Origin of the sequence: Streptomyces sp. NPDC091412 (assembly GCF_044756885.1) — a bacterium.
Lineage (GTDB): Bacteria > Actinomycetota > Actinomycetes > Streptomycetales > Streptomycetaceae > Streptomyces.
On sequence record NZ_JBIVTV010000009.1, the window covers coordinates 225,993 to 240,522 of the forward strand.

General features: G+C 73.7%; 14 protein-coding genes. 6 read left to right on the forward strand and 8 right to left on the reverse strand.

All coding sequences use genetic code 11. The annotated features are described in order from the left end of the window. Positions 1 to 92: 92 nt before the first annotated feature. On the reverse strand, positions 93 to 1,103 hold the full coding sequence (locus ACIQMV_RS23105; protein ID WP_402595215.1) for a hypothetical protein: 1,011 nt from the start codon (positions 1,101 to 1,103) through the stop codon (positions 93 to 95). Between the two features lie 76 nt (positions 1,104 to 1,179). Between ACIQMV_RS23105 and ACIQMV_RS23110 the strand changes: the two genes are divergently transcribed. Together ACIQMV_RS23110 and ACIQMV_RS23115 are read left to right on the forward strand one after the other, a co-directional pair. Next, positions 1,180 to 1,560: a PPOX class F420-dependent oxidoreductase gene (locus ACIQMV_RS23110; protein ID WP_388477342.1), complete on the forward strand. Its 381-nt coding sequence runs from the start codon at positions 1,180 to 1,182 to the stop codon at positions 1,558 to 1,560. A gap of 74 nt (positions 1,561 to 1,634) precedes the next feature. Further along, positions 1,635 to 2,891, forward strand: a complete 1,257-nt coding sequence (locus tag ACIQMV_RS23115; protein ID WP_402595134.1) for a glycosyltransferase 87 family protein — start codon at positions 1,635 to 1,637, stop codon at positions 2,889 to 2,891. Between the two features lie 34 nt (positions 2,892 to 2,925). Here the strand turns inward: ACIQMV_RS23115 and ACIQMV_RS23120 are convergent, their stop codons facing one another. Both ACIQMV_RS23120 and ACIQMV_RS23125 read right to left on the reverse strand, forming a co-directional pair. Beyond that, entirely contained in the window at positions 2,926 to 3,339 is a 414-nt protein-coding gene (locus ACIQMV_RS23120; RefSeq protein WP_402595217.1) for a Zn-ribbon domain-containing OB-fold protein, read from the reverse strand. Between the two features lie 146 nt (positions 3,340 to 3,485). Continuing rightward, the gene (locus ACIQMV_RS23125) at positions 3,486 to 4,247 is read right to left on the reverse strand and encodes a TetR family transcriptional regulator (protein ID WP_402595135.1); all 762 of its coding nucleotides are present in this window, start codon (positions 4,245 to 4,247) and stop codon (positions 3,486 to 3,488) included. Between the two features lie 160 nt (positions 4,248 to 4,407). Here ACIQMV_RS23125 and ACIQMV_RS23130 point away from each other — a divergent pair, with 160 nt between their 5' ends. Then, entirely contained in the window at positions 4,408 to 5,241 is an 834-nt protein-coding gene (locus tag ACIQMV_RS23130) for a hypothetical protein (RefSeq protein ID WP_402595136.1), read from the forward strand. A gap of 321 nt (positions 5,242 to 5,562) precedes the next feature. On the opposite strand, the gene ACIQMV_RS23135 is transcribed toward ACIQMV_RS23130, so the two are convergent. Continuing rightward, positions 5,563 to 5,688, reverse strand: a complete 126-nt coding sequence (locus ACIQMV_RS23135) for a hypothetical protein (protein WP_402595138.1) — start codon at positions 5,686 to 5,688, stop codon at positions 5,563 to 5,565. 71 nt (positions 5,689 to 5,759) lie between these two features. On the opposite strand from ACIQMV_RS23135, the gene ACIQMV_RS23140 reads away from it, so the two are divergent. Next, the gene (locus ACIQMV_RS23140) at positions 5,760 to 6,173 is read left to right on the forward strand and encodes a peptidoglycan-binding protein (RefSeq protein WP_402595139.1); all 414 of its coding nucleotides are present in this window, start codon (positions 5,760 to 5,762) and stop codon (positions 6,171 to 6,173) included. 103 nt (positions 6,174 to 6,276) lie between these two features. Here the strand turns inward: ACIQMV_RS23140 and ACIQMV_RS23145 are convergent, their stop codons facing one another. From ACIQMV_RS23145 to ACIQMV_RS23160, 4 genes are all read right to left on the reverse strand, one after another. Continuing rightward, positions 6,277 to 8,679 (reverse strand): SpoIIE family protein phosphatase, encoded by a 2,403-nt coding sequence (locus ACIQMV_RS23145; RefSeq protein WP_402595219.1) that lies wholly within the window; start codon positions 8,677 to 8,679, stop codon positions 6,277 to 6,279. A gap of 143 nt (positions 8,680 to 8,822) precedes the next feature. After that, positions 8,823 to 9,203 (reverse strand): hypothetical protein, encoded by a 381-nt coding sequence (locus tag ACIQMV_RS23150; RefSeq protein WP_172632751.1) that lies wholly within the window; start codon positions 9,201 to 9,203, stop codon positions 8,823 to 8,825. A 331-nt stretch (positions 9,204 to 9,534) separates the two neighbouring features. Next, on the reverse strand, positions 9,535 to 10,458 hold the full coding sequence (locus tag ACIQMV_RS23155; RefSeq protein ID WP_388477328.1) for a MurR/RpiR family transcriptional regulator: 924 nt from the start codon (positions 10,456 to 10,458) through the stop codon (positions 9,535 to 9,537). A 90-nt stretch (positions 10,459 to 10,548) separates the two neighbouring features. Continuing rightward, on the reverse strand, positions 10,549 to 11,214 hold the full coding sequence (locus tag ACIQMV_RS23160; RefSeq protein WP_402595141.1) for a nucleoside/nucleotide kinase family protein: 666 nt from the start codon (positions 11,212 to 11,214) through the stop codon (positions 10,549 to 10,551). Between the two features lie 206 nt (positions 11,215 to 11,420). Here ACIQMV_RS23160 and ACIQMV_RS23165 point away from each other — a divergent pair, with 206 nt between their 5' ends. Together ACIQMV_RS23165 and ACIQMV_RS23170 are read left to right on the forward strand one after the other, a co-directional pair. Next, a complete protein-coding gene (locus tag ACIQMV_RS23165; protein WP_402595142.1) occupies positions 11,421 to 12,173 on the forward strand; it encodes an HAD-IA family hydrolase in 753 nt (250 codons plus the stop codon). Continuing rightward, the gene (locus ACIQMV_RS23170; protein WP_402595144.1) at positions 12,170 to 14,512 is read left to right on the forward strand and encodes a glycoside hydrolase family 65 protein; all 2,343 of its coding nucleotides are present in this window, start codon (positions 12,170 to 12,172) and stop codon (positions 14,510 to 14,512) included. The genes ACIQMV_RS23165 and ACIQMV_RS23170 overlap by 4 nt, the downstream gene beginning before the upstream one ends. Positions 14,513 to 14,530 lie beyond the last annotated feature (18 nt).

A 14,530-nucleotide genomic window follows, 5' to 3' on the forward strand; every position in this document is an offset into this window, starting at 1 on the left:
CGAGGCGCTACGGTCGTTGAGCGCCCCTCCTCCATACGTGGCGCGGCACGGCTGTGTTCAGCGCTCGGGTGATCTTCTTCGGGCGCGCCCGCTCAACAGGGGAGCCGCGCCCCCGAGCCGGCCCGCGTCCCCCGGCCGCGGCCGTCCGGGAGCGGGCCGAGGAGGGCCCAGCTCGGGGCGTCTCCCCAGACGGAGGAGGTACCGACGTAGGGGCGCAGCAGCGCGGTGAGCACCGGGTCGCCGCAGCCGTTCAGCTCGTCGGAGGCGAGCTTGCGGGCGACGCCGGCGAGGAAGTCGGCGAGCTGCACCCGCAGGTCCAGCCGCGAGTGGACGAGTTCCACACCGTCCAGGGCCACACCCCGCTGCCGGGCCGTCCGCAGGAGCCAGTCGACGCGGTCGGGAGTGAGCATGTTCTGCCGGTCGTGCACGAGCCGCACGGCGGTTCGCGGCGCGCTCCACAGCGCGGCCGTCCGCAGGATCGCGGGCAGCAGCGGGTTGAGCGCGGGGATCAGGGGCGGGCCGGCGGTGACCCGGGCCCGGTAGGCCTCGGCGCGCTCCCGGCTGCCGGCCAGCCGCTCCAGAACCGCCGCGGCCGGTTCGGGAACCTTCACACGCCGCAGTTCCTCGACATGGGCGAAGAAGGCGTCCACCGGGTCCACGGGCTCCGCGTCGCTCCTGGCCCGCAGCAGCCGGTTGGCCGCCCGCAGGAACCGCCGCCATCCGTCCGCGCCGAAGGCCTCTCGCCCCGTGCCGTACAGGGCGTCCGCCCCGGCCGCGTCCCCGAGCAGCAGGTCCAGGGCGCGGTCCACCACGAAGAACGCCTTATCGGTGAGGTCCACCCGGGCGTGCCCGTACAGCGGCCCGGCAGGGGAGAGCACCCACTCCAGTACCGCCCGGTGCTTCTCCCGCAGCAGATGGCCGGCCTTGTACTCCTCCGCGGGCGAGCGGATCCGGTTCCGTATCTCCTGCACGCACCCGGCCGCGGACTCCGCCGGCAGCAGCACGCTGGCGTGCGCGAAGACGTCGGTGTTGCCGTCGGTGAGGTTCTCACCGTCGGACCCCGACTCGTCGCAGGCGACCTCACGTACCCCGTCCCACATCATCCGTCCCGCCCCGTCCTCGTCGTCCCGGACCACAGCCCGAGTCTTCCACTGTCACGCCGGGCCTAGACTGCGGCGCATGGACGACACCCCGGTGGAGCGGCTCGGAGCGGGGAAGTACCTGCTCGTCACCAGCTATCGCAGGAACGGCACCCCGGTCGCCACCCCGGTCTGGGTGGTGCGCGACGGCGACGCGCTCGGTGTGTGGACGACCGCCGACTCCTGGAAGGTCAAGCGGATCCGCAACCGCGCCGACGTCCTCGTCGGCCCCTGCGACCTGCGCGGGCATCCGACCGGGGAACAGGTGGAGGCGCGGGCGGAGATCTGCGACGCGGACACCACCGCCCGCTACCGGGGGCTGATCGCCCGCAAGTACGGCGTGATCGGCCGCCTCACCCTCCTGGGCAGCAGACTGCGCCGCGGTCTGGGAGGAACCGTCGGAATCCGCGTGACCCTCTGACCGCGTGGCAGCCGCCGCACGCGGTACCCGCTGGGCTAGTGTGCGGGGCGCTGCGAGACGACGGGGCTGGTGCGGTGCGAGGGATCTGGGCCAGGAGCCGGGGGATCGGACAATGGCTCACCGGCCATGCCGGCTGGTGCCTGGCCGTCTCCCTGGCGGTGCACGTCGCAGCCGTCGTCACCCACCCCACCCACCCGCTGGACCTGCGCGTCTACCGCGAGGCCGCGCCGCACGTGCTCTCCGGCGGCCTGTACGACTACGCGCTGCGCACCACCCCGCCCATCCCGCGGCTGCCGTTCACCTACCCGCCCTTCGCCGCACTCGTGTTCCTGCCGCTCGCGCGGCTTCCCTGGGCGGCGCTGGTCGCGCTCTGGCAGTCGCTGTCCGTGGCGGCCCTGGTCGTCGTCGCCGTGTGCGCGGTGCGGCTGCTGGGCCCGCGTCCCGGCGGCCGGGTCCGGCCGCGCGCTCTGCTCTGGGCCGCCGCCGGGCTGTGGCTGGAGCCCGTGCGCCACACCCTCGACCAGGGTCAGGTCAATCTGCTGCTGGGCGCCGTGGTCCTGTGGGGCCTGGCCGTGCCGCGCGCGGCGCCGGGCAGGGGAGCGGGGGTGGGTCTGGCGGCGGCGGTGAAGCTGACCCCGGCCGTCGGAGGGCTGTATCTGCTGGCGACCCGGCAGTGGCGGGCCGCCGCGTGGGCGGTCGTGGCCGCGGCGGCGGCGACGGCGCTCGCCTGGGGTGTCGCCCCGCGCGAGTCCGCCCGCTACTGGTCCACGCTCGTCACGGACACCGCCAGAGTCGGCCCGGTCTGGTCGGTGCGCAACCAGTCGCTGAGCGGTGCCGTCGCCAGACTGCTCGGTCAGGACACCACCGCCGCCGTGGTCCTCTGGTCCGTGCTCGCTCTGGTGACCGTGGCGCTGGTCTGTGCCCTGCGCTCCGCCGTACGGCGGCACGACCTGCTCGGTGTCCTGGTCGCCGTGGAGCTGTACGGGCTGCTGGTGAGCCCCGTCTCGTGGAGCCACCACTGGATCTGGTGCCTGCCCGCCATGATCTGGCTGGCCCACGGACCCCTCCGCGGCCGCCTGCTCAGCCGCGTCGCGCTCGCGTGGTGGGCCGTGGTCACCGTCGCCCGCGTGCTGCCCTTCCTGATCGGCGCCGAGGACCGCCTGGTCCACCCCGGCGCCTATCCGGCGCTGCTCGCCTGGCCCGGCTGCGTCTACGCCGGGTGCGCCGTGCTGACGCTCGCCGCCGTGGCGCTCCGACTCGCGGGGCCCGACCGACCGGTCGCCGCAGACAGTGTGCCGGAGCGGGATCGCTCGGACGTCGCGGGTGGTTGACGGCCGGTCAACGTCGTGAGCGGTTGACCGCCGGTCAGCTCCAGGCGCCGTACGGCTCGTCGACCAGCTGGAAGACCGGCTCGCCGCGCACCGGGTCCTTCGCCGTGGACAGCCGGACCCGGTCGCCGCCGTGGATGCCGATGGGCGGCCCCATGACCCGTCCCCGTACGACGAAGCCCTCGCTCAGCTCGATCAGCGACACATTGCGCGCGGCGGGGGAGTTGCGGTTCACCACCGTGGAGTGGCGGACCGTGCCCGTGCCCGCGCTGCGCTCGGTGCGCAGGTCGCTGCCCCGGCACACCGGGCACAGCAGCCGGTGGTACACGGCCGTCCCGCACCAGGTGCAGCGCTGGAAGTACAGGGCTCGCGAGTCGTGGGCCGCGGGCTCGAGAAGGCCGGTCGTGGAGTCGGCTGCCGCAAGAACGGTGTTTCCTGAGTGGTGGTACACGCTGGTCAACTCCCTGCGCTCGGCCGGAATCCCTTGTGCGCGGCGCACCCGGGCACGCGTGTGCACGGTGGTCGCGCCACCGTGCACACGCCCAGCGTATGGCACTGGGTGTCACTCGTAAAGGCACTGCGTACCCTCAATTGCCCTCAGTCCGGGGGCCGCAGGCCCTCCGCGAGCGCCGTCTCGACCTCCCGCACCACCCGCCACAGGGGCGCTCCGCGCCGCGCGACCACGACGACCACGTCCTCCTGTGCCGGCCCGGGCCGCCGTTCGGCGCGGGGGGCGGCCGGGTCGCAGAAGGCGGCCTGCACATGGTTCAGCGCGTGGTCCACCGCCGCAGCCGCGTCGCCCCGTCCGTCCGAACGCAGCCACGAGCGCAGGGCGTTGTTGTGCGCCGCGACCACCGCCGCCGCGATCACGTCCGCCCGCAGCGTCCCGTCGCGCCGCTGCGTGAAGCGGGTCCGCAGATAGCCGGCGAGCGCGCGCTCGTAGCGCCACACCACCGACAACTCGTACGCCCGCAGCCCCGGTACGCGCTTGGTGATCCGGTAGCGCTGGACGGAGAACGCCGGGTTCTCCGCGTACATCCGCAGCACCAGGCGGGCCGCGTCGCAGGCCCGCCGCACGGGTTCGTCCTCCTCGCCGCCGGCGGCGAGGAAGGCCGTCATGTCGGCCAGGTACCGCTCGTGGTCGGGGAAGACCACGTCCTCCTTGGAGGGGAAGTAGCGGAAGAACGACCGCCGTCCGACCCCGGCGAGCGCCACGATGTCGTCGACGGTGGTCTGTTCGTAGCCGCGCTCCAGGAACAGCCGGAACGCCGCCGCCACGAGGGCCTCCCGCATGGGCGTCCGCCCGGCCGCCGTCCGCGCCTTCTCACCGCGGCGGGACGCGGCGCTGCTGGAGCTCATGGACCGGAACGTAGCATCCGGACGGGCGTGGAGGGCACTCGGTGCAGCCTGATGGGGAACCGAGTGCAAGGGGAGCATCCGGCGGTTTGCGCAGTAACCTTTCCTCACCTTCTCCCGCTCCTCGTCCGTCCCACCGGACACCACGTTCCAGGAGACAGCCATGCCGTCCGTTCGTTCCTGTCTGCTCTACGTCACCGACCTGGCGTACCCGGCCCGCGGGCGCCGCTACTGCGACGAGGACATCCGGCTCACCTCGCGCCTGCGCGAGGACTTCGACCTGGCCCTGTGCCACCCCCGGGACGCCGCCGCGCTGATGGACGCCTTCGACGCCGTCGTCGTGCGCAACAGCGGACCCGTCCTGGAGTACCAGGCGGCCTACGACGACTTCCGGGCCCGGGCCCTGGACCGGAAGACACCGGTCTACAACCCGCTCACCGGCCGCGCGGACATGGCCGGCAAGCAGTACCTCCTCGACCTCAGCGCCGCCGGCCGCCCGGTCATCCCCACCGTCGACCGCCCCGAGGACCTGCACCGTCTGCCCGCGGCCGACCGCTACGTGGTCAAGCCCAAGATGGGAGCCGACTCCATAGGCCTGCGCATCGTCCCCGCCGGGGAACTGCCCGGCCTGGCCGGCGGCGGCCTCCTTGTCCAGCCGCACATCGACTTCGCCTACGAGGTCTCGTTCTACTTCGTCGACCACGACTTCCAGTACGCCCTCCACGCCCCGGACCCGGCACGGCGCTGGGAACTGCGCCCCTACGAACCCTCCCGCGAGGACCTGGAGTTCGCCCGGAGCTTCGTCGAATGGAACACCCTCGCCCACGGCATCCAGCGGGTCGACGCCTGCCGCGCCCCGAGCGGCGAACTGCTGCTGGTCGAACTGGAGGACCTCAACCCGTACCTGTCCCTGGACGCCGTCGACGACACACGACGGGACGCCTTCGTCGCCGCGATGAAGTCCTCCCTGCGCCGCTTCCTCGCAGCCGCCGGGTGAGCCGCCACCGCGAGCCGCACCGCGGGCGGCGCTGAACCGGCCGAGCGGCGGCCGCGTATCACTCCTCGGGACGGGGCCCGGACGCAGAGCGTGAGGAGTGCAGTGTGTCGACACCGCCCGGACACGGACAGCCGCACGACGGGGCGCCCCTGGAGCCGGTACGCGTCATCCGGCCCAGACGGACCGACGCCCTCGCCGAGCTCATGCGGGAGTTCAGGGAGTACCAGCGGGACACCGGCGGCGAGCATCCGCCGGGGCCGCCCGACGGATCCGTCGAGGACGCGGCGACCGAGGAACTCCCGGCCGCATCGGCCGGGAGCCTCACACCTCGGGGCTCCGCACCCCGGGGTCCCGCACCTCGGGGCTCCGCACCCCGGGGTCCCGCACCTCGGGGCTCCGCACCTCGGGGTCCCGCACCTCGGGGTCCCGCACCTCGGGGTCCCGCACCCCGCCGGGCCCCGGTCCTGGAGCAGGACGCGGCGGGGCGCTCACTGCGCGGGGCCGCCGTCGCGGTCGCCGTGGCCTCGGCCGCGCTGCTCGGTTTCGGCTGCGCCCTCCTGCTGCCCGCCCGGGGCGAGGCCGCCGGCGCGGCGGCGGCCCCACCGCGACCGTCCGCGAGCGCCGCCGCCACGCCCACCCGGGCCGCGACCCCCATCGCCACCGCCACCGGCACTGCGCCGGCCGATCCGGACGGCGCCGGCACCCTGCGCGAGGGCGACAGCGGCCCGGACGTCACCGAACTGCAAGAACGCCTCCTGCGCGTCCCGGACGTCTACCGCGACGGCTCCGCCGACGGCCGCTACGACGGCGAACTGAGGGCGGCCGTCGCCCGCTTCCAGCTCTGGTACGGCATCAGCGGCGACGAGACCGGCGTCTACGGCGACGACACCCGCCGCGCGCTGGAGTCCCGTACGACGGTCGACGGCGGATGAACCGGTCGGGGGCGGCCGCGCCGGACCGGCGTCACCCGGCGGCCGCGCTGGACGCGGCGGACGGTGCGGGGAGGGTTGCGGTGAGGGCCCCGGCGAGCGGGGCCTACACCGGCTGCGCGGGCACCCGGAGGTCCAGGACGCAGACGTCGTCGCGGCGTTCGCCCTCCAGCATCGAGGCCAGCAGCGGCCCCAGCGCACCGGCCGGACCGCCGCGGCCGGTCGCGGCCGCCGCGGCGAGTCGCTCCAGGCCCTCCTGGATGCCCTCCCCGGGCCGCTCGACCAGGCCGTCGGTGTACAGCAGCAGCCGGTCTCCCGGCTCCAGCCGGCACTCCGCCTCCTCGTACACCGGGGTTCCGGTCGCCCCGAGCAGGACACCGCGCGGACGGTCGAGGTAGCGGGGCTCGCCCCGGCGCAGCAGCAGCGGCGGAGGGTGTCCCGCCTGGACCCACAGCAGACGGCGCTCGGCCGGCTTGTAGCGGGCCAGCACCATGGTGGCCGTGCGACGGGTGTCCCGGGAGTGGAGCAGCAGGGTGTTCAGTCCGAGGAGCGCGTCCGTCAGCGCCGAACCGGTGAAGATCATGCCCTTGGCCGTGAAACGGAGCTGGGCCATGGTGGCCACCGCGTCGATGCCGTGCCCGGCGACGTCGCCGATCACGAACAGCGCGTCGCCGCCCGGCAGTTCGATCGCGCTGAACCAGTCACCGCCGACGTGGATCCCGGACTGCGCGGGCAGATAGACCACGTCGACCCGCAGCCCGGCCAGCCGTACGGGCCGCCGCGGCAGCGGCAGCAGCGCGTGCTGGAGCCGGCCCGCCAGAGTCCGCTCGGCCTGGAGGATCCCGTGCTGCGCCAGGATCGCCCGCTCGCTCTCGACGAGGGCGAGTTCGGCGCTGCGCTGCGCGGTGAGGTCCTGTACGAAGCCGTGCACCTGGACCGGTGTGCCCTCGGCGTCCGGGACGGCCTCGGCGACGAGCCGCAGATGCCGCACCCCGGCCGCCGTCCTGATCCGGAACGGCACGTCGAACGGCTTGCCCTCGGTGAGCAGTTCGCGCACCACCCGGGCCAGCCCGGGTGCGTCCTCGGGCAGGGCGAGCTCCGGCAGTTCGGCCAGGCGGACCGGTCCGTCGCCGGGGTCGCGGCCGCACAACTCGTAGACCTGGTACGACCAGACCGCCTCCCGGCTGACCAGGTTCCAGGTGGCCCAGCCGAGATGACCCAGCCGCTGAATGTCCGCCAGGCGCTGCTCCTGCCGGTCGGAGGACTCGTGCCGCAGCCAGGTGACCACCAGACCGTCGCCCAGGCGGGCGGCCCGCACCGAGTACGTGGACAACTCCTGCCCGCCCGCCACCAGTTCCTGCCGCGCGAACGGCTCGCCCTCGTAGGGCTCCCCGCCGGTCAGCGTGTCCAGCCAGCCCTGCCACAGCGGCTCCCGGGCGGCGGCCGGCCAGCACTCGAGGAGCCGCCGGCCGACCAGTTCGCGTCCGCCGCGGCCGACCGTGTCGACGGTCCGCGCCGTCGCGGCGTCTATGCGGTAGTCCTCGACCTCGCCCGTCGGTGTCCGCAGCGGGGTGAGCAGCAGCGTGGTGCCGGGCAGCGCGTCGAACAGGGCGTGGACCACAGCCTTGGCCGCGTCCGCGGCGCCCGTCACGGCGGGCTCCGGCCAGGCGGTGAAGGCGCGCAGCCGGCCCGCGCACAGCCGGGTCGCCCCGCGCAGCAGCTCCCGGACGTCCGGGAGGAACGGGCCGGGGCGGTCGCGCAGCACACCGATGACGGCGTCCGCCGCGTCCCCGTTGAGCACGGGCAACCAGGCGCGGGTGAGCCACGGTCCGGCCGGGCCCCCGATCGGCAGGTACCGCTTGCTGTCCTCGGCGAGGTCCTCCAGCCACAGTTCCTCGCGGGTGTCGAGGGGGTGGCGCGCGGCCACCCCGCTGACCGGGGGCACGTGCCGCCACAGGTCGGCGAACACGTCGTCGATGCCGGCGTGGCCGATCAGCTCCAGCCCTCCGGCGGGCAGCCGCCGGTAGATCATCACCGCGGCGGCCCCCACGGGCACGGAGAGATGGTCCAGCAGACACCGGGCGAGGTCCCGCGGGGTGCGGACGCGGACGAGGGCCCGGCCGAGTACGGCGAGCACGTCCGAGCTGCCGCTTCCGTCGGGGACGTCCGTCCCGGTCTCGGCGGCTGCCGGCCCCGCGTCGGAGGGTGCGGGCCGTGCGGAGGAGGGCGCGGTGCCCGCGGGTGCGGGGGACGGGGTGGCCGGCTCGGCGCCGGCGTGGTCCGGCCGGGACCGAAGGGCGCCGAGCGTGATCCAGCACTCCTCCATGAGCGTGCGGTTCGCGGCCTTGGACCGCGCCAGCAGCTCCTCGTACGCGGCCTCCGCGGCGCAGCCGGTCAGCGCCATCAGCGCTCCCTTGGCCCGCTCCAGTACGGCCGAGGCCGCCGCCTGGTCCTGGAGCCGGTCGAGCTCGGCCCGCTGCCTCGCCACCACCTTGGCCAGCGCCGCCATGTCGGGGACGGTGCCGGACTCCGCGGGAACGGCGGGCTCGCTGGTCACGCGTCGAGCATCGCACATACCGGCCGGTCCGATCACCGGATTGCCGGCCCTGATTCACGCGCGACCCGGCGCGTGGTGAGCGCGGCCGGGAGGTCTCACCGGTGTCCGGCGCGCTCCACGAGTGCCTCCGTCACCGCGCGAACGCTGCGGGCGATGTGCTGGAGTTGCAGCAGTTCGGCGGCGTACAGCTTGATCGTGTGCTCGATGACCGACTCGGGCATGCCCAACCGGGGCAGTTCGGTGCGCGCGGTCTGGAGGGCGGTGCGGGCCACCCGGATCTCCTGCTCGACCTGTATCCGCGCATGGCGGGCGAGCAGCACCGGGTGGCGGATCAGCGCGGGGTAGCTGCCGTAGCGCGCCGGGACCAGTTCGCGCAGCCACTTGGCCGCGGAGCGTTCCCAGTCGTAGCTGCCGGGGGTCTTGACCTGGCGGGGCCAGTCCGGGCTGAGGCGCGTGGTCGTCGGGGGCATGGTCATCGCTTCCGGGTGTGCGGCGTCGTGGAGGGGTGGTACGACGAGGTGAGCGGCCCCGGCCTAGGGGATGACCGGGGCCGCCGCGGGCGTTCGCGCAGGCGATGCCCGACCCGGCACCCCGTGTGCCGACGCCGGTGGGAGACGGCGGCTCGAGGTGCCCGTGCAGGGTGTGGCACGTACCGGGGTTGGGCCGGGCCGTGATCTGTGAGCAGTATTTATATATGCCGTTCGGTTGGCAAGGAGTATGTAAACATTCACGCCCGCTTGCATTGCCCGCACGGAGACGTCGATCGTCCGATGCCGCGCCGGCCGTGGAGGACCGGTGGTGAGCCGGTCAGTCCCGGAGGAAGAAGTGGTGCTGGTCGGCGATCTGCTCGTACTCCTCCAGCCGGGCGTGGGTCCGCTCCGGGTCGGCGTCGGTCATGGCCTGGAGCAGGGCCGCGCACATCACGCCGGGCGCGGCGTAGGAGTCGAAGACCAGGCGGGACCCGGTCCCGGTGGCGAAGGTGACGTCGGCCTCGTCGGCCACCGGCCCGAGCGCCAGGTCGGTGATCACGGCCACCTTGAGCCCGGCGCCGCGGGCGACACGGACGGCGGCCAGGGTCTCGTGGGCGTGCCGGGGCATGGAGAAGGCCAGCACCCAGGTACCGCCGGCCTCCCGGGCCTGCAGCAGCGCGTCGTAGGCGACGCTGCCGCCGCGGGTCACCAGCCGCACGTCCGGATGGATACGCCGCGCCGCGTAGGCGAAGTACTCGGCGAGCGACCCCGAGATGCGCAGGCCGAGCACGGTCAGCGGGGTCGAGCGCGACAACTCGCGGCCGGTGTCGATCACGAGGCCGGGGTCGGCGAAGTCCCGGCGCAGGTTCTCCAGGTTGCCGATCTCCGCGTCGACGGCCGCCTGTAGCTCGTTGCTCCGGTCCTGCACGGCCGTGCCCGGCCCGCCCGCCAGCGTCCGCAGCGCGATGGACTGGAGCCTCTCGCGCAGCGCCGGGTAACCGCTGAAGCCGACCGCCGCGGCGAACCGCGTCACCGACGGCTGGCTGACGCCGACCCGGTCGGCGAGCTCCGTGATCGACATGAACGCCGCCTCGGTGATGTTCTCGATCAGGTACTGGGCGATGCGGCGCTGCCCGGGAGACAGATGGGGCCCGTCGAAGATCGTTCTGAGCTGGGACGCGGGGGCGGCCTCCGCCCGTGGAACCGTCTTTCCCGAGGTGATCGCTGACGCCTGTGCGCGTGCCTGCTGCGGCGATGGCACCGAGGCGCCTCCTTTGTCTCCCACAGAGGCCCAACATAGTCCAACGCGGCAGGGGCGCCCGTCGCGCCGGACGAGCGGGACCGGGCGGGCTCAGGCCGCGCGGGTGCGGGGCGGCAGGGCCGACCGCGGCACGATCAGGTCCGCGCGGGACCGGGTCGCCGCGACCAGGTCCGCGTTGCGCTGGTCGGTGCCCAGGACCCAGGCCACCGCCTCCTGGTGCGACTTGCCGAACTCCTCGTGGCGGGCGACCAGGCGGCGCACGCGCTCCGGCTCGTCGAGTTCGCAGAACCAGACCTCGTCCAGCCGGGACCGCACCCGCGCCCAGAGTCCGGTGTCCAGCAACAGGTAGTTGCCCTCCGTCACCACCAGCCGGGCCGACGGCGGTACCGGGACGGTGCCGGCGACGGGCTGCTCCAGGACGCGGTCGAAGCCGGGCGCGTACACCGTCTCGTCCGGCTCCTCGCGCAGCCGGCGCAGCAGCGCCGCGTACCCCGCCGCGTCGAAGGTGTCCGGAGCGCCCTTGCGGTCCCGGCGGCCGAGCCGGTCGAGTTCGACGTCGGCGAGGTGGAAGCCGTCCATCGGCACGTGCGCCACCCATGGCTCCCCGTCCCCGTACCCGTTCAGTGCCCGCACCAGGTGCTCGGCCAGGGTCGACTTGCCCGCGCCCGGGCTGCCCGCGACACCGAGGATCGCCCGGTGTCCGGCACGGGGGAGGGCTCGGGCACGGGCGAGGAGGTCGTCGAAGGCCGGCGGCACACGGCACAGTGTGTCACCCGGTCGGCGGGGACGGATCCCGGCACCGAGGGGAGGACGCGCCCGCGCGACCGGCGTACGCCCGCCGCCGGGAGCACGATGGCCGCGGGACCGACGACCGTTCGCCGCGACCGAACGCCGGATGTGGCATCGGCCGGATGTGGCACTCGGCACCCTCTCAAAGCCGCGATGCGGGGAAAGGTGCCTTTATGACACAGCTCGGTCTGCCCGAAGACATCACCGTCTGCCTCTTCGACCTCGACGGGGTGGTCACCAAGACGGCCGTGGTGCACGCGGCCGCCTGGAAGGAGACGTTCGACGCCTTCCTGCGCGAGCGGGAGGGCGCCGGCTTCCGGCCCTTCGACCAGGTCGCCGACTACGACGAGTACGTCGACGGCCGCCCCCGCGCCGACGGGGTGCGCACCTTCCTCGCCTCCCGCGGCATCGAACTGCCCGAGGGAAGCCCCGACGACCCGCCGGACGCCCCGACGGTCAACGGGGTCGGCAACCACAAGAACGAACTCCTCCTGGAGAAAATCCGTACCGAGGGTGTGGAGGCGTACGAGGGCACCCTGCGCTACATCCTGGCCGTCCGGGCCGAGGGCCTGCGGACCGCGATCGTCTCCTCCAGCGCCAACACCCGGGACGTCCTGCACTCCATCGACGCCGAACGTCTCTTCGACGTCCGCATCGACGGAGTGGTCGCCCGGGAACGCGCGCTGCCCGGCAAACCCCGGCCCGACACCTTCCTGGCCGCCGCCCGCGACCTCGGCGCCGACGCCGGGCGGGCCGCCGTCTTCGAGGACGCGCTGGCCGGCATGGAGGCGGGCCGCTCGGGCCGCTTCGGATACGTCGTCGGCGTCGACCGCGTGGGCCAGCGCGACGCGCTGTACGCGCACGGCGCCGACGTGGTCGTCAAGGACCTCGCCGAACTTCTCGGCGGGGGAGGAGGAACCGAGTGATCACCCACCGTTCGTACGCCGTCGAGCCGTGGTCCGTACGCGAGACGGAACTCAGCCTCGACGTCCTCGCCCAGAGCGAGTCCGTCTTCGCGCTGTCCAACGGGCACATCGGCTGGCGCGGCAACCTCGACGAGGGCGAACCGCACGGACTGCCCGGCTCCTACCTCAACGGCGTGTACGAGGTGCACCCGCTGCCGTACGCGGAGGCCGGCTACGGCTACCCCGAGTCGGGCCAGACGGTCATCAACATCACCAACGGCAAGGTGCTGCGGCTGCTCGTCGACGACGAGCCGTTCGACCTGCGCTACGGCCGGCTGGTCTCCCACGAGCGCACCGTCGACCTGCGCCGCGGGGTGATGGAGCGGACCTGCGAGTGGATCTCCCCGGCCGGCACGACGGTCCGGGTGCGCTCCACCCGCCTGGTCTCCCTCACCCAGCGGTCGATCGCCGCGGTCGCCTACGAGGTGGAGCCCGTCGGCTCCCAGGCGCGCGTGGTCATCCAGTCGGAGCTGGTGGCCAACGAGCAGATGCCCCAGTCCGACGGCGACCCCCGGGCGGCGATGGCCCTGGAGTCCCCGCTGGAGCCGGAGGACGACTTCGCGTCCGGCAAACGGCTGCGGCTGGTCCACCGCACCCGGAACAGCGGACTGCGGGTGGCCGTGGCCGCCGACCACGTGATCTCCGGACCCGAGCACACCACGACCGACAGCGAGAGCCATCCCCACCTGGCCCGGCTGACGGTCACCTCCGTCCTCGAACCGGGACAGCGGCTGAGGGTGGAGAAGTTCGTCGCGCACGGCTGGTCCGGCGCCCGCTCCCTGCCCGCGATGAGCGACCAGGTCGACGCCGCCCTGGCGGCCGCCGCGCACGGCGGCTGGACCGGCCTGGTCGATGAACAGCGGGCGTACCTCGACGACTTCTGGTCCTGTGCCGACGTCGAGGTGGACGGCGACGAGGAGATCCAGCAGGCCGTGCGCTTCGCCCTCTTCCACGTCCTCCAGGCCGGCGCCCGCGCCGAGGAACGGGCGATCGCGGCCAAGGGGCTGACCGGCTCCGGCTACGACGGGCACGCCTTCTGGGACACCGAGATGTTCGTGCTCCCCGTGCTGACCTACACCTCGCCCGACGCCGTGACCGAGGCGCTGCGCTGGCGGCAGAACACCCTGCCCGCCGCCCGGGAGCGCGCCGCCCAGCTGGGCCTGCGCGGCGCCGCCTTCCCCTGGCGGACCATCGAGGGCCAGGAGGGGTCGGCGTACTGGCCAGCCGGCACCGCCGCCTTCCACGTGAACGCCGCCATCGCGCACGCCGTGGTGCGCTACGTCGCGACGACGGGCGACGAGGACTTCGAACGCGACACCGGAGTGGAACTGCTGGTGGAGACGGCCCGGTTGTGGCGTTCGCTGGGCCACCACGACCACCACGGCACCTTCCACATCGACGGCGTCACCGGCCCCGACGAGTACAGCGCGATCGCCGACGACAACACGTACACCAATCTGATGGCCCGGGCGAACCTGCTGGCCGCGGCCGACGTCGTCGAACGCCATCCGAAGGAGGCGGAGCGGCTCGGCGCCGACGACGAGGAGAGCGCCACCTGGCGGGACGCGGCCGAGGCGATGAACATCCCGTACAACGCCGAGCTGGGCGTGCACGAGCAGCATGCCGGGTTCACGCGCTACCAGCGCTGGGACTTCGCCGGCACCCGCGCCGACCAGTACCCGCTGCTGCTGCACTTCCCCTACTTCGACCTGTACCGCAAGCAGGTGATCAAGCAGGCCGACCTGGTGCTGGCGATGTACACCTGCGGCAGCGAGTTCGACGAGGAGCACATCGCCCGCAACTTCGCCTACTACGAGCCGCTGACCGTACGGGACTCCTCACTGTCGGCCTGCGTGCAGGCCGTCATCGCCGCCCAGGCGGGCCATCTGCGCCTGGCCTACGACTACGCGGCCGAGGCCGCCCTCATGGACCTGGAGGACCTGGAGCACAACACCCGCGACGGGCTGCACATCGCCTCCCTGGCCGGTACCTGGCAGGCGCTGGTGGTCGGGTTCGGCGGTACCCGCCGCACCGGTGAGGAGCTGTGGTTCTCGCCGCGGCTGCCGGAGAAGTTCAGCCGCCTCGCCTTCACACTCCAGTTCCGCGGCCGCCGGCTGCGCGTGGAGGTCACCCAGCAGAGCGTCACGTACTCGCTGCTCGACGGGCCGACCATGACGATCCGTCACCACGGTGCCCCGGTCACGCTCCGTCCGGGAGCCGCCACGGCCCGCCCGGTCCCACCGCCGAAGCACCTGACGGCCCCGGAACAGCCCCCGCACCGCAAGCCCAATGCCCGCTGACGCGTGCGCTCCTCGCCG